13 protein-coding genes are annotated in these 13,213 nt (G+C 31.9%); 10 read left to right on the top strand and 3 right to left on the bottom strand.

What is annotated here, in order from left to right:
* The first annotated feature begins 3 nt into the window (after positions 1–3).
* The 3 genes from ASC44_RS15275 (at position 4) to ASC44_RS15265 (ending at position 3,535) form a co-directional block, all read left to right on the top strand.
* Positions 4–534, top strand: coding sequence for an ankyrin repeat domain-containing protein (locus ASC44_RS15275; protein WP_083476323.1), 531 nt, complete (start codon positions 4–6; stop codon positions 532–534).
* Positions 535–721: 187 nt separating this feature from the next.
* Entirely contained in the window at positions 722–2,593 is a 1,872-nt protein-coding gene (locus ASC44_RS15270) for a DEAD/DEAH box helicase (protein WP_055448495.1), read from the top strand.
* 150 nt (positions 2,594–2,743) lie between these two features.
* On the top strand, positions 2,744–3,535 hold the full coding sequence (locus ASC44_RS15265; RefSeq protein WP_055448494.1) for a carboxypeptidase-like regulatory domain-containing protein: 792 nt from the start codon (positions 2,744–2,746) through the stop codon (positions 3,533–3,535).
* Between the two features lie 114 nt (positions 3,536–3,649).
* On the opposite strand, the gene ASC44_RS15260 is transcribed toward ASC44_RS15265, so the two are convergent.
* Positions 3,650–4,306: a TrmH family RNA methyltransferase gene (locus ASC44_RS15260; RefSeq protein ID WP_055448493.1), complete on the bottom strand. Its 657-nt coding sequence runs from the start codon at positions 4,304–4,306 to the stop codon at positions 3,650–3,652.
* Between the two features lie 64 nt (positions 4,307–4,370).
* The gene (locus ASC44_RS15255) at positions 4,371–5,195 is read right to left on the bottom strand and encodes a CHRD domain-containing protein (protein ID WP_055448492.1); all 825 of its coding nucleotides are present in this window, start codon (positions 5,193–5,195) and stop codon (positions 4,371–4,373) included.
* A 189-nt stretch (positions 5,196–5,384) separates the two neighbouring features.
* Between ASC44_RS15255 and ASC44_RS15250 the strand changes: the two genes are divergently transcribed.
* Positions 5,385–6,059, top strand: a complete 675-nt coding sequence (locus tag ASC44_RS15250; RefSeq protein WP_055448491.1) for an SIR2 family NAD-dependent protein deacylase — start codon at positions 5,385–5,387, stop codon at positions 6,057–6,059.
* A gap of 1 nt (position 6,060) precedes the next feature.
* Entirely contained in the window at positions 6,061–7,020 is a 960-nt protein-coding gene (locus ASC44_RS15245) for a DUF4421 family protein (protein WP_055448490.1), read from the top strand.
* A gap of 3 nt (positions 7,021–7,023) precedes the next feature.
* Here ASC44_RS15245 and ASC44_RS15240 read toward each other — a convergent pair whose 3' ends face one another.
* Positions 7,024–8,655, bottom strand: coding sequence for an ABC-F family ATP-binding cassette domain-containing protein (locus ASC44_RS15240; protein ID WP_055448489.1), 1,632 nt, complete (start codon positions 8,653–8,655; stop codon positions 7,024–7,026).
* 178 nt (positions 8,656–8,833) lie between these two features.
* Here ASC44_RS15240 and ASC44_RS15235 point away from each other — a divergent pair, with 178 nt between their 5' ends.
* The 5 genes from ASC44_RS15235 to ASC44_RS15220 all read left to right on the top strand — a co-directional run bounded on the left by ASC44_RS15235 (position 8,834) and on the right by ASC44_RS15220 (position 13,175).
* Positions 8,834–9,949, top strand: coding sequence for a DUF2914 domain-containing protein (locus ASC44_RS15235; protein WP_055448488.1), 1,116 nt, complete (start codon positions 8,834–8,836; stop codon positions 9,947–9,949).
* A 521-nt stretch (positions 9,950–10,470) separates the two neighbouring features.
* On the top strand, positions 10,471–10,644 hold the full coding sequence (locus tag ASC44_RS18400) for a GNAT family N-acetyltransferase (protein ID WP_338035198.1): 174 nt from the start codon (positions 10,471–10,473) through the stop codon (positions 10,642–10,644).
* A 568-nt stretch (positions 10,645–11,212) separates the two neighbouring features.
* Positions 11,213–11,911 carry a toll/interleukin-1 receptor domain-containing protein gene (locus ASC44_RS15230; protein WP_055448487.1) on the top strand — a complete coding sequence of 233 codons (699 nt, stop codon included), beginning with the start codon at positions 11,213–11,215 and terminating at the stop codon, positions 11,909–11,911.
* Positions 11,912–12,022: 111 nt separating this feature from the next.
* Positions 12,023–12,484 carry a hypothetical protein gene (locus ASC44_RS15225; protein WP_152973351.1) on the top strand — a complete coding sequence of 154 codons (462 nt, stop codon included), beginning with the start codon at positions 12,023–12,025 and terminating at the stop codon, positions 12,482–12,484.
* Positions 12,485–12,728: 244 nt separating this feature from the next.
* On the top strand, positions 12,729–13,175 hold the full coding sequence (locus ASC44_RS15220; RefSeq protein WP_055448485.1) for a KTSC domain-containing protein: 447 nt from the start codon (positions 12,729–12,731) through the stop codon (positions 13,173–13,175).
* Positions 13,176–13,213: the final 38 nt, after the last annotated feature.

Here is a 13,213-nt window from a genome sequence, read left to right as displayed (position 1 = left end):
ATTATGAAAAACATATTATTATTATTATTATTATTTTTATTTACCTGTACTACTCTTACACAAGCACAAACTATTTTTGATGCTTCCAGAGAAGGAAACCTAGCGCAAATAGAAACGTTATACCTTACAAACAACAACATTATTAACACAACAGATAGTAAAGGTTTTACGCCTTTAATTTTAGCTGCGTATAATAACCAACCAGAAGTAGTTGCTTATTTATTAAAAAAGAAAGCAAATGTAGATGCTCAAGATTTATCTGGTAACACGGCTTTAATGGGTGTTTGCTTTAAAGGAAATTTTGAAATTTCTAAAATGCTTATCGATAATAAAGCAAACGTAAATTTACCAAACTATAATAATGCAACAGCATTAATTTACGCTAGCACCTTTGGTCATCTCGACATTGCAACCTATTTATTACAAAACGATGCTGATAAAAACATAAAAGATAGCAGAGGAAACACGGCTTTAAAACATGCCGAAATGCAAGGAAATACAGACATTATAACGCTTTTAAAAGCTTCAAAATAAAGGATAAAAAAGACATTGTGTGAGATGTCAAATAAAAAGTGTACCTTTGCACCTTGAAAAAGCGCACTAGCGTTTATTTTACTCCTCAGAGAGAGGATGTGTTATTAGAAGTTTTAGGTTAAGTATGTTCAATGCACTTCTATTCGTAACACCAAAATAGATTGACATTGAAATACATAAAATAAGAATGAGCACATTCCAAGATTTAGGTCTTAACGATCTACTATTACAAGGTATTACAGATTTAGGTTTCGAGAAACCATCAGAAGTACAAGAAAAAGCAATCCCAATTTTATTAGAAGAAGAAACAGATTTAGTTGCCTTAGCGCAAACTGGAACTGGTAAAACTGCTGCATTTGGTTTTCCAATGTTGCAAAAAATTGATGTGTCTAGTCGTACCACTCAAGGTTTAATATTATCGCCTACTCGTGAGCTTTGTTTACAAATTGCAAACGAAATGAAAGCTTACGGTAAACACCTTAAAGGTTTAAACGTAGTCGCTATTTATGGTGGATCAAGTATTACAGACCAAGCACGTGAAGTAAAACGTGGCGCACAAATTATTGTTGCAACTCCTGGTCGTATGAAAGATATGATTAAGCGTCGTTTGGTAGACATTACTAAAATCCAATATTCGGTTTTAGATGAGGCCGATGAAATGCTTAACATGGGTTTCAAGGAAGATATTACAGAAATCCTTTCTGGAACTCCAGAAGATAAAAATACATGGTTGTTTTCTGCAACAATGCCTAAAGAGGTATCGAGAATTGCAAAAAACTTCATGAATGACCCAAAAGAAATTACTGTTGGTCATAAAAATGAAAGTACAAGTAACGTATCGCATGAATACTATATGGTTAACGCTCGCGATCGTTACCAAGCATTAAAACGTTTAGCAGATGCTAATCCAAATATATTTTCAGTAATCTTTTGTAGAACAAAACGTGATACACAAAAAGTTGCCGAAAACTTAATTGAAGACGGTTACAGTGCTGGAGCATTACATGGTGATTTATCTCAAAATCAACGTGATATTGTGATGAAGCAATTTAGAAATCGTCAAATACAAATGCTAGTAGCAACAGATGTTGCTGCACGTGGTATTGATGTAGACGATATTACACACGTAATTAACTACCAATTAAGTGATGAAATAGAAACTTACACACACCGTTCTGGTAGAACTGGTCGTGCTGGTAAAACTGGTGTTTCTATGGTTATTGTTTCTAGAAGTGAAATAAGACGTTTAAAAAGTATTGAACGTATTATTAATAAGAAGTTTGAATTAAAGGAAGTTCCTAACGGAATGGCTATTTGCGAAGTACAGTTAATGTCTTCGGCAAAAAAGATTCATGAAACTGAAGTTAGTGAAGAAATAGATCAATACTTAGAAGATATCAATGGTTTATTTGAAGAAACTAGTAAAGAAGACTTAATTAAAAAGTTCTTCTCTGCAGAATTTTCAAGATTCTACAACTACTACCAAAAATCTAAAAATCTTAATGTTACTTCGGGAGACTCTGGTAGAGATGGCGGAAGAGATAGTGGTGGTCAATCTAGCGGAAGCGCAGCACGTTACTTTATTAACGTTGGAGAGAAAGATGGTTTCGACTGGATGAAATTAAAAGATTTCTTAAAAGAAGTTTTAGATCTTGGTCGTGACGATGTATTTAAAGTAGATTGTAAAGACACATTCTCTTTCTTTAATACAGAAAAAGAACACCAAGAGAAAGTATTAGCTTTCTTTACAGATTATAAACATGAGGGTCGTTTTGTAAACGTTGAAATTACTGAAGATAAACCAAGTCGCGGTGGTCGTGGACGCGGTGGTTCTGGCGGTGGTGGCGGAAGACGTCGTGAAGGTGGATCTGGTGGAGACAGAAGAAGATCTGGCGGAGGAGACAGACGCTCTAGTGGTGGTGGAGATAGAAGACGTAGCGAATCTCGTGGAAGCGATGATAGACCTACACGTTCTAGAAGAAGCGATGGCGGAGACAGAGATAAAGGTGAGTTTAAAACTACACACTCAAGATCTGGTCGTTCTAGAAGAAAAGACTAAATAAATACCCAAATATTTATCAAAATTCCTAAAAAGTTTAATTCTTATTTCTATAAGAATTAAGCTTTTTTGTTAATATTAAGTCAAATACAATATTATAAGAGCACTAAATAAAATTTGTTTAGTATTTTTATAGCTTATATACTAACTATGAAATATTTTCTATCCCTACTTTTTTTAATTATAAGTTCATCATTTGCATTTGCTCAAGTAGACGAAGTACCTGAAAAAGAAGCTGTAGAAGGTGTTATTATCGATTCTCAAACTAATGGCCCAATAGACAATGTAAATATTGTAAACCTTAACCAAGTCATTGGTACATCTACTAATATTAAAGGGGAATTTAAACTTAAAGCTAAAGTAAACGATACATTACACCTTACTTATGTAGGTTATAAGTCTATTAAAGTTCGTGTAACCAATGATTGGTTAAAATTTGGAAGTTCTAAAATTATATTAACAGAACTCGCACTGGCCTTAGAGGAAATTGTTGTTAACGAATTACAACTTACAGGTTACTTAGAGTTAGATATTAAACAAGTACAAGTAAACACAAATTACCGTTATAGTATTTCTGGATTAAGTACAGGTTACGAAGCAGGAAATAATAAATCACCAAATACAATTAGTAAGGTTTTAGGTTCTATTTTTAACCCGTTAGATTTTCTCTATAATACCTTTAGTAGAAAAGGTAGCGAATTGAAGAAACTTAAACGGATGAAAAAAGATGACGAGATAAGAAATCTTTTAGCATCGCGTTTCGATAGAGAAACACTAATGGTTTTATTACAACTTACTAAAATAGATTTAGATGAAATTGTATCGCAGTGTAATTACTCTAAAGATTTTATAAATAAAGCAAACGATCTTCAAATGTTAGATGCAATAAGCCAGTGTTATGAAGAATATAAGGTATTAAGTCGTGATAGAAAACGTGGTTAAAAAAACGATAATGACCTCAACCGTTTAATACATAAAAAAGCCTCAAAAATCATTAAATTTGAATCGTTTTTTTTATCTAAATATAATATTTAAAGTATCAAAGGTGAATGTAGCTTATTCTTTCTCGTAATAACGTTCAATAATTTCCTCGTAACTTTTAATTGTTTTTTTACACCAATCAAGACGTTTTTCTAGTTTCTCTTCTTCAGTTAAGCGCCATTCAATATCTGTTTTCTTCAATTTTGTGGTAACATCCTGTAATGTAATGGCCGCAGAAACAGAAATATTTAAACTCTCTGTAAAACCTACCATTGGAATTTTCAAAAAAACATCAGCTTCTTTTAAAACCTCCTCAGAGAGCCCTTCTGTTTCTCTTCCGAAGAAAAAGCACGACTTCTTTGTTACATCAAAATCATGCAACTCACAGTCATCTGTATGTGGTGTCGTGGCAACTATTTGATATCCTTTCTGTTTTAAATCCTTAATACATTCTTTTACTGTTTGGTATCTGTTTAAATCTACCCACTTTTGGGCTCCCATGGCAATCTCTCTGTCTATACGTTTAGTGTTCTTTTCTTCAACAATACTAACTTCCTGTATCCCAAAAACATCGCAACTGCGTATTACAGCACTTGTATTGTGTAATTGGTAAACGTCTTCTGTTGCTACAGTAAAGTATTTTGTACGCCCTTCTAAGACTTTATGAAAACGTTGTAATCTATTTTCGGTAAGATACGTTTCGAGGTGTTCTATGAGTTTAATATCAATCATAATGTAAAAATAAAAAAACCTGATACAAATGCATCAGGTTTTTAAAGTCTATATTTTATTTTGTTTAATTACTTCCTATGTTGCCTTGCGCAATTAAAAGCGAAAGGTCACTTTCAAAATGGACATTTATATACCCGTTTACTGTTAAAACATCGTTGTATACAAATGAAGTACCATCGTCAAGCATTTCTACATTTGTTTCACTAGAACCAGTTGTTCCATTTACCATCTTAAACGTAAAAATAATTGGACCACCTGTAACTGCATCATTTTCATGAATATGAGCTGGAAGCATACCTCCTGCTGGAGTTCCTTCTAAATTAAATACTGCTAAAGCCTCACCATTTATACGCTCTTTAAAAGTAATATCTCCAAAAGCATTAGTTAAATCACGCTCTTCTAAAGTGTAAGTTACCTGCGAGCCTGTTAATTCATTTTCTCCAATATCTGCATTAGCAACAGGATTATTTAAAGTGTTATCGTTAGACTTTACTTCAATGTAACCGTCAAAGGTTAATAAATCTTCATAAGAGATCGTTGTATCGTCATCTAGTTTTGTAAAAACAGTTGTACTCATTCCTGTTTCTCCTACTACAGTATCTAAAGTTAAAGCAACAACCTCTCCACCGTTCGCGGCATTATCTCTGTATAAAAATGCAGAATGAAAATTGTTATTAATAGTCCCCGAAACGTTTAATTCTATACTTAAGGTAAAATTTGAATTTTTAATAAACCTAACTGTACCAGAGATTCCAGAGTCTTCAACACTAGTTAGTACATAGGTTTTAGATTCTAGATCTGTTACTTGATCTGTTTCTGCATCATCCGATCTACAACTAGATAAGAATACTAATGGTAATAATATTAAGACTTTAAAAAGTGTTTTCATATTTGTTTAGGTTTAAATAGTGTATAATAGCTTAACAAAATTACAGATTAATCGCAAGTCTGCCAACCATAAAAGAAATAATACTAACTTTATCATCTAAATATTAAAACTAACCTTTTCTAATTTTAAGACTAACCTATGGTGATTAGACAACACTATCGGTCCTTAAAAAAAAATAAAACGACCTGAATGAAACACATTGTTGTACTTACTGGAGCTGGAATGAGTGCCGAAAGCGGTTTAAAAACATTTCGAGACGCTAATGGACTCTGGGAAGGACATAACGTTATGGACGTTGCTTCTCCTCAAGGTTTTGAAGCAAATCCTGAGTTGGTTTTCGATTTTTATAACCAACGTAGAAAACAACTACTAACGGTAATCCCAAATCAAGCACATTTTGATTTAGCTATTTTAGAAAATGATTATAAAGTAACTATCATCACACAAAATGTAGACGATTTACACGAACGTGCAGGAAGTAGCAACGTTTTACATTTACATGGCGAATTACTAAAAGTACGTTCTACTAAAGATGAAGCACAAGTAAAACCATGGACAACAGATTTAAATCTTGGTGATTTAGATGAAAGCGGACACCAATTACGACCACATATTGTATGGTTTGGTGAAGCTGTACCAATGATTGATAAAGCTGTAGAAATTTGTAACACAGCTGATGTATTGCTAATTATAGGCACCTCGATGCAAGTGTATCCTGCTGCTAGTTTAATGCATTATGTTCCAGAAAACACACCAACTTATTTTATAGATCCTAATCCTTCAATTGGTGATTCTAAGCATTTAACTGTTATTGCAGACACTGCAACCAAAGGCGTTAAAAAATTTATTAACCTACTGCAATAAAATGAAATATAGATTACTCATATATTTAATATGTTTTACTGTTTTTAGTCATAGTCAAGAAACAGATTTAAACGACTCTATTTACATTACCTCTTTTAAGCATAAAATAATGCTGAAAGCGAATGTAAACACACAGGCCGAATCGTATTCTATACAGAAAACCGATACAGAGAACTTTAGTTTAACAGCCAATAACAATTTTAAATTTACCTTATCTGCTAATTATGAATTTTTAGGCCTGAGCATTGGTTTTTCTCCTAAAGCTAGAAATTTACCGTATAAAACGTCTTTTCAAGATATTAAAGTCCGTTTATTTATAAAACAATGGATTCAAAATATTCAATACAGGCGCGTTCGTGGTTTTTACAGAGATGGAGAAATATTAGAAGGTATTCAAGAAGAGTTTCCTAATTTTAAAACTATAAGTTGGAATGGAGCAACCTCTTACGTTATGAACCCTAATTTCTCACTAAAACATGTGTTATATAACACCGAATGGCAACGCAAAAGTGCGGGTAGCTTAATACCAAGCTTGCGTTATGGTTACCAACGTATTTCCGATTATGTAGAAAATGCAAAAGAAGTTCAAAACTTTTATAATATTTCTATAGCTTCGGATTATTACTATACTTGGGTTTTAGAAAAGAATTGGTTTGTTACGCCTTCTATTTCTCCTGCAATTGGCGTTCGTTTTACGAACTACGCTTTAAATGATATAAGTGAGCAAAATACTTTACTTACCACCTCTTTAAACCTAGGTTTATACTTTGGTTACACCTCTCCAGATTTTGTTGCAGGCGCTAATTTTAATTTTGATTCTAAAGCATCTAATGCCAAAGCAAAAACCAATATTATTAGCGATAGAAGTTATGCTAAGCTTTATTTTGGCTATCGTTTTAACGCACCTTCTTCATTTAAAAAAAGAGCAGATTGGATTAAAGAGAAAGTAAAAAACAAATAAAATCTATAGATTCATTTCTTTAATACTCTTAATTCTGTTTCTTTCTAAAAAAGCATCAATAGTTTCAAAATGCTCGATAACACGTTGATCTTTAAATTCGAATACTTTTTGAGACAAGCCTTGTAAGAAATCACGATCGTGAGATACTAGTACTAATGTGCCATCAAAACTCTGAAGCGCTTCTTTTAAAACATCTTTAGATTTTAAATCTAAGTGGTTTGTAGGCTCATCGAGAATAAGCAAGTTTACAGGTTCTAGTAATAATTTAACCATTGCTAATCTGGTTTTTTCTCCACCAGATAATACACTTACTTTCTTTTCTATATCGTCGCCTTTAAACATAAAACGACCTAAAATATTTTTTATTTGTGTTCTTACATCTCCTTTTGCTACTAAATCTACAGTTTGAAAAACGGTTAGTTCAGTATCTAATAAAGCAGCTTGATTTTGTGCAAAATACCCAACATGCACATTATGACCTAAACTACACTTTCCTTCTACGTCTATTTCGCCTAAAATAGATTTAATCATTGTAGATTTTCCTTCACCATTTCTACCAACAAAACTTACTTTCTCTCCTCTAGCAATAGAAAAACTTGCGTTTTTAAAGACGGTAAGGTCACCATAACTTTTAGTTAAATCTTCTACCATTACAGGATAATCTCCCGAACGCTGTGCAGATGGGAACTTTAATTTTAAGGCTGCATTATCAACCTCATCAATCTCTATAATTTGTAATTTCTCTAGCATACGCTCTCGAGACGTTACTTGGTTTGTTTTAGAATACGTACCCTTAAAACGGTCTATAAATTGTTGATTATCGGCAATAAACTTTTGCTGTTCTTGGTATGCTTTTACTTGGTGTACTCTTCGCTCCTCTCGTAATTGCAAGTAATGCGAATAGTTAGCCTTATAATCGTAAATGCGTCCCATAGTAACTTCTATGGTTCTATTTGTAATATTATCAATAAAAGCGCGATCGTGAGAAATAACCATGACTGCATTGGCTTTATTAACTAAGAAATCTTCTAACCAAATTACAGATTCTATATCGATGTGGTTTGTAGGCTCATCCAGTAATATTAAATCTGGTTTTTGAAGCAGTATTTTTGCCAATTCAATTCTCATTCTCCAACCTCCAGAAAACTCATTGGTTAATCGCGTAAAATCCTCTTGTTTAAAACCTAGTCCTTTTAAGGCTTTTTCAACCTCAGCATCATAATTAACATCTTCTAACGCGTAGAATTGCTCGCCTAATTCACTTACTTTCTCTATAATAGACATGTATGCGTCACTCTCATAATCTGTACGGGTTTCTAACGCTTTATTAAGCTCGTCCATTTCGCTTTTCATTTTAAAAACGTGAGCGAATGCTTTGGAGGCTTCTTCAAAAACAGTACAATTATCTTGCGTAAGTAAATGCTGCGGAAGATATGCGATTACAGTATCTTTTGGATGACTTATTTTTCCTCTAGTTGGGCTTTGAGCACCTGCTACAATTTTCATCATAGTAGATTTTCCTGCTCCATTTTTTCCCATAAGTGCAATCTTATCGTTCGCATTTATAACAAAATTTACATCACTAAATAAGGTTGTACCACTAAATTCTACTGCTAAATTATCTACTGTAATCATATTATTAATTAAATTTTACTAATGCAAAATTAAGTATTCTCTTTCATTAATTTCTACATAAATACTTCGAATTATACTCTTTTAACTTTATTCGAAACGTATTACAAATGATACAACAGTAACAAAATATTTTCATTTTATTTATTATTCTATATTTACACTTTTCTTAATCGCTATTATGAATAGAACACTAGAAAGATTTAAAAGAAGTAAATTCAGGAAATTTCTTAATGATCATAAAAAATATGCCCCAGTATTTTTTTTCATTGGAGGTTTTATTTTTGATACGCTAACCTTAGGCCGCATAGACCGTTTATACGACACCGTTATATTGTGTGTTCATATGACTTCGTTGACTATTGTAATTTATCTATATAATCTAGTAGACGATGATAAATGGAAAAACACCTGGTTAGAACGTTACCAAGACCTACTTCCATTAGCTATTCAGTTTTTCTTTGGAGGTTTATCTAGTGCTTATGTTATCTATTATTTTAGAAGTGTCTCTGCTTCTAAAACTGCTTCTTTTTTTATTTTACTCTTAATGTTACTGTTCGCGAATGAGTTTCTTAAAAAGCGAATAGCAAATAAATACTTACAGTTTAGTGTCTACTTTTTTATAAGCTTTACCTTTTTTACATTTATTATTCCCGTCTTTATCAAAGATATGAATACTTACATTTTTATAATTTCTGGTTTAATAAGTTTAAGTATTACCATAGTATTTATCACTTTTATCTATCGCGTGAGCCCAAGTACGCGATACGAAATCATGTATGGAAAACTATTAGTTTTAATTTTATCCATATATGCTGTTATTAATTCATTCTATTTCTTAAATCTCATTCCTCCTGTTCCACTTGCCATGGCAGAAGGTGTTGTTGCACATAGTTTAGTAAAAAAAGACAATAAATACATTGTAACTTACGAAGCGGCCGAGTGGTATAAATTTTGGAGAAAACATAGTGTGACTTACATACATAAACCAAACGAAAAAGTATTTGCCTTCACCTCTATATTTGCTCCAACCGATTTAAAAAAGAGTATTCTACACAGATGGAAATGGTATAATGAAACCACCAAAAACTGGGACATTGTTGATGATATAGGATACGATATTAATGGTGGAAGAGATAATGGTTTTCGCGGTTACACCTACAAAAATAATGTGAAAGAAGGCCTTTGGAAAATAGAAGTTATCACCGAGGAAGAACTGGTTTTAGGAGTTATCGATTTTGAAATAATAGTCGATAAAACTAAAAAACCTAAGCGCTTAAAAAAGAAGAAATTTTAATTTTTCATACTTCTTTTTGTCCCAAACGGAACCTTAATCCTACAATTAAAAGCCTATTTTATATCTATAAATAATATTTCAGCTAAATGCTAACACTATCGTCTTCTATTTTTTTGAACCATGTGTAAATCTAAAATAAGTGTACTATTATCTTTAGTAAAACTGACTTTATAATTAAAATTTGTCGAAATTTGAGTTTCCACCAATTAGTGTAGCAAATAATCTAAACGATTACCTATTACTGTTACATTGGCAACAAGCATAAAAAACGAAAATAAAAATTCTAAAATCAAACTTCCAACTAGAAAACGACAGAGTTTTACTTCTCCCTTTTGAGAATGTAAGAGCTTAAAGAAATAATCTTCGACAAAGAAATTTGGAAGTTTATGGGAATGAAGGTAAATAACGAACAAGGTTTAAAAAACTATATCGCAAAAACGATTAAAGATAAAAACAACCGCCTTTGTTATCCTTTTTTAATTATCGACTAAGACACCAATAAAGTTGCGGGTTGTACAAGAATAGCAAATGTTAATACCGCAAATAAAAAATGTGAAATTGGCTGGACTTGGTACGGAACAGAATTTCAAGGTACAGGATTAAATAAAGCTTGTAAGTACAAATTATTGAACTTTGGTTTTGAAACTATTGGATTTAAAAGAATACAGTTTAGTACCGATAATGAAAACTTATGATCTCAAAAATCACTAGAAAAAATCGGTGCACACAGAGAGGGCCTTTTTAGAAATAATAATAATAATAATAATAATGTCGCTCCAAGCGGAGAAAGTAGATTTGATGTTTATTATAGTATTATAAAAGAAGAATGGGAAGCACTTAAACTGAAATCTTCCCAGAATTTATAGTCTATTAAAAAACAAACAGAATCTAAAAACACCTGTCTAACGTAATTAGTATAATATTTCGAGCATTAAAAATATTTTATAACTCAATATAAATTTGATGTGAATAGTTGTTTTTAGTTGCATTAAATAGCTAGAAAAAAGACATACTTTGTTTTTATGAAAACTTGACTTTGTAAAAAAAATAGTCGAACTTCGAATTTAAACTACCGTTGAATATAATTCATTGAAACGGAATTATATTCGAGTTACATTATGTGCAATTTGCTCACTCATACCTTATGAAGATTGCGCAACAATTTAAATCATTGATTTTGATGTTAATAACAATGAATAAGTTAGTTGTCCAATAGAGTTTTAATTAAGTAAATTGAAAATTAAAATTAAAAATATATAAATTATGGCAAGATGTACAGCACCAGTAAATGGTCATCGTTCTTCAAGTGCAAGAGCAAATTGTCCTGCATGTGGTGGTAGAAGTCGCAGTTATGGATATAATTATTCTCAATCTTATTCTTCACCATCTTACAGTTCTGGAAGTCGGAGCAGTAGTAGTGGAAAAAGAAAAGCAAGTTGGTCTTCATCAGGTTCAACGGTTTTATATACACCAGCAGAAATTCGAACACTAACACCAGTTAGAAAAAATGTTGAGGAACGTTTAGAAAAACCAGATTTACGTGATATTTTTCTTTGTCACGCTTGGGACGACAGAAAAGGTGTAGCTAAAGAATTACACGACATATTGGAATCTAAAGGTGTATCTGTTTGGTTTAGTGAAAAAGACGTTGCGTTAGGTGCACCACTAATGCGTGAAATTGATAAAGGATTAATTAAATCTCGGGTTGGAATAGTTTTAGTCACACCTTTGTTTCTTAAACGTATCGCAGGAGCAGGAATTGCCGATAAAGAACTTTCCGCTCTTTTAGCTCGTGATATGCTTGTGCCTATTGTTCACGATACTACTTATGATGATTTAAGAGATGCAAGTCCATTACTTGGTTCTCGAAGTGGCTTAAGTACAATAGAAGATTCAATGGAAGAAATTGCTTCTAAATTGGCTGAATTAGTAACACCTGAAACCGTAGAAAAATACAATTAGAAACGGAAAATAACTGCACATAACACTGTATAAAAATAATTGCGGTTTTTATGTACTATTCCATACAAACTCAAATTCTGAATATTGAGTGAAAAATTATTCTTAAATAAAATGAAGAAAACAGAGGAATTAATCAAAAAATCAAAAGGTTTAGAAATAAAAATATCATCTTATTCAGAATTTTCAGAATTCACTAATGAAAAGATTGATATGTATAAAAAAGGCGGATTATTACCTAATGAATGTAGGACTAACTCTCAATCCGTGGCGAGATTTTTACGTGGTAATAGTTTGGTTATAGAAGGCATTGTAATTACACCTGAATTATTATGTTTCGAACATATGTGGGTAAAAAAAGACAATATTCATATTGATTTATCACTAGAGATTTTCGGAACTTTTTCTAAAAAAAATAGATATTTCGAATTGAACTCGTATGATTCTAAAGAATATGCATTCCCGAATGAATTATCTTTTTCAGAAATAACAAACCCAGTTATTGATCAATTTTATAAAGAGCATACAAAATTAAAAAATGAATATTTAAAATTAAAGAATGCACTAAACAATTGAATTAAAAACAGCACATAACACCGTGTATAATTAATTGCTTGGTCACTGCCGACTTACGAACATTCCTGCGGAATATTCTATCTGTGATTTATTTGCTAAATTAGTTGCTTAACCACGCAACTAACCATACACAATCACGGTAGTTTAAATTCGAAACCACCTAAAAATAAACTTCTTAAATATTTAAACCTCTAAATCCAAAACAAATGAGTACTTTCGCGCACTATTAAAAATAGCATTTATTATGAAGCGTATTAACGAGTACAGAAAATTATTTCAAGTTGAAGCAAAACCAACATTAGGAGAGCTTAAAAAGAAGTACAGAAACCTAGTAAAGGAATGGCATCCAGATAAGTTTCAAGATGAAGATGAAAAGGCTGTTGAGGCTGAAGAAATGGGACGTAAAGTTATTGATGCTTACCATTTTTTAGTTAGTATTGCTCCAGAAACTCATGCTGCTAATGCAGAAGAATATAATACCACTATTACCTCTCCTATTATGGATTGGAAACATAAAGGTTTACTTTTAGAAGTTACTTTTTTAGATGGTAATACTTATGAATACTTTGGTGTTAATAAAGCATTATACATTAAATTTTCTCAAAGTGATAAGCAAACACGTTTTGCTAAACGTAGTATTTTTAACTCGTTTACTTACAGAAAAATTAAAAAGAAAGATGTTGTTGCATAATTGTAACGCAGAATCTAAACTATAAAAAAGCCTCAAGA

The sequence above is a fragment of the Lacinutrix mariniflava genome (genome assembly GCF_001418015.1).
GTDB classification, from domain to species: Bacteria; Bacteroidota; Bacteroidia; order Flavobacteriales; family Flavobacteriaceae; genus Lacinutrix; species Lacinutrix mariniflava.
This window is presented reverse-complemented; position numbering and strand designations above follow the sequence as displayed.

Excerpts from the sequence above, each read along its gene's own strand:
- ASC44_RS15275 (WP_083476323.1), top strand. The coding sequence starts at position 4 with ATGAAAAACATATTATTATTATTATTATTATTTTTATTTACCTGTACT.
- ASC44_RS15270 (WP_055448495.1), top strand. The coding sequence starts at position 722 with ATGAGCACATTCCAAGATTTAGGTCTTAACGATCTACTATTACAAGGT.
- ASC44_RS15265 (WP_055448494.1), top strand. The coding sequence starts at position 2,744 with ATGAAATATTTTCTATCCCTACTTTTTTTAATTATAAGTTCATCATTT.
- ASC44_RS15260 (WP_055448493.1), bottom strand. The coding sequence starts at position 4,306 with ATGATTGATATTAAACTCATAGAACACCTCGAAACGTATCTTACCGAA.
- ASC44_RS15255 (WP_055448492.1), bottom strand. The coding sequence starts at position 5,195 with ATGAAAACACTTTTTAAAGTCTTAATATTATTACCATTAGTATTCTTA.
- ASC44_RS15250 (WP_055448491.1), top strand. The coding sequence starts at position 5,385 with ATGAAACACATTGTTGTACTTACTGGAGCTGGAATGAGTGCCGAAAGC.
- ASC44_RS15245 (WP_055448490.1), top strand. The coding sequence starts at position 6,061 with ATGAAATATAGATTACTCATATATTTAATATGTTTTACTGTTTTTAGT.
- ASC44_RS15240 (WP_055448489.1), bottom strand. The coding sequence starts at position 8,655 with ATGATTACAGTAGATAATTTAGCAGTAGAATTTAGTGGTACAACCTTA.
- ASC44_RS15235 (WP_055448488.1), top strand. The coding sequence starts at position 8,834 with ATGAATAGAACACTAGAAAGATTTAAAAGAAGTAAATTCAGGAAATTT.
- ASC44_RS15230 (WP_055448487.1), top strand. The coding sequence starts at position 11,213 with ATGGCAAGATGTACAGCACCAGTAAATGGTCATCGTTCTTCAAGTGCA.
- ASC44_RS15225 (WP_152973351.1), top strand. The coding sequence starts at position 12,023 with ATGAAGAAAACAGAGGAATTAATCAAAAAATCAAAAGGTTTAGAAATA.
- ASC44_RS15220 (WP_055448485.1), top strand. The coding sequence starts at position 12,729 with ATGAAGCGTATTAACGAGTACAGAAAATTATTTCAAGTTGAAGCAAAA.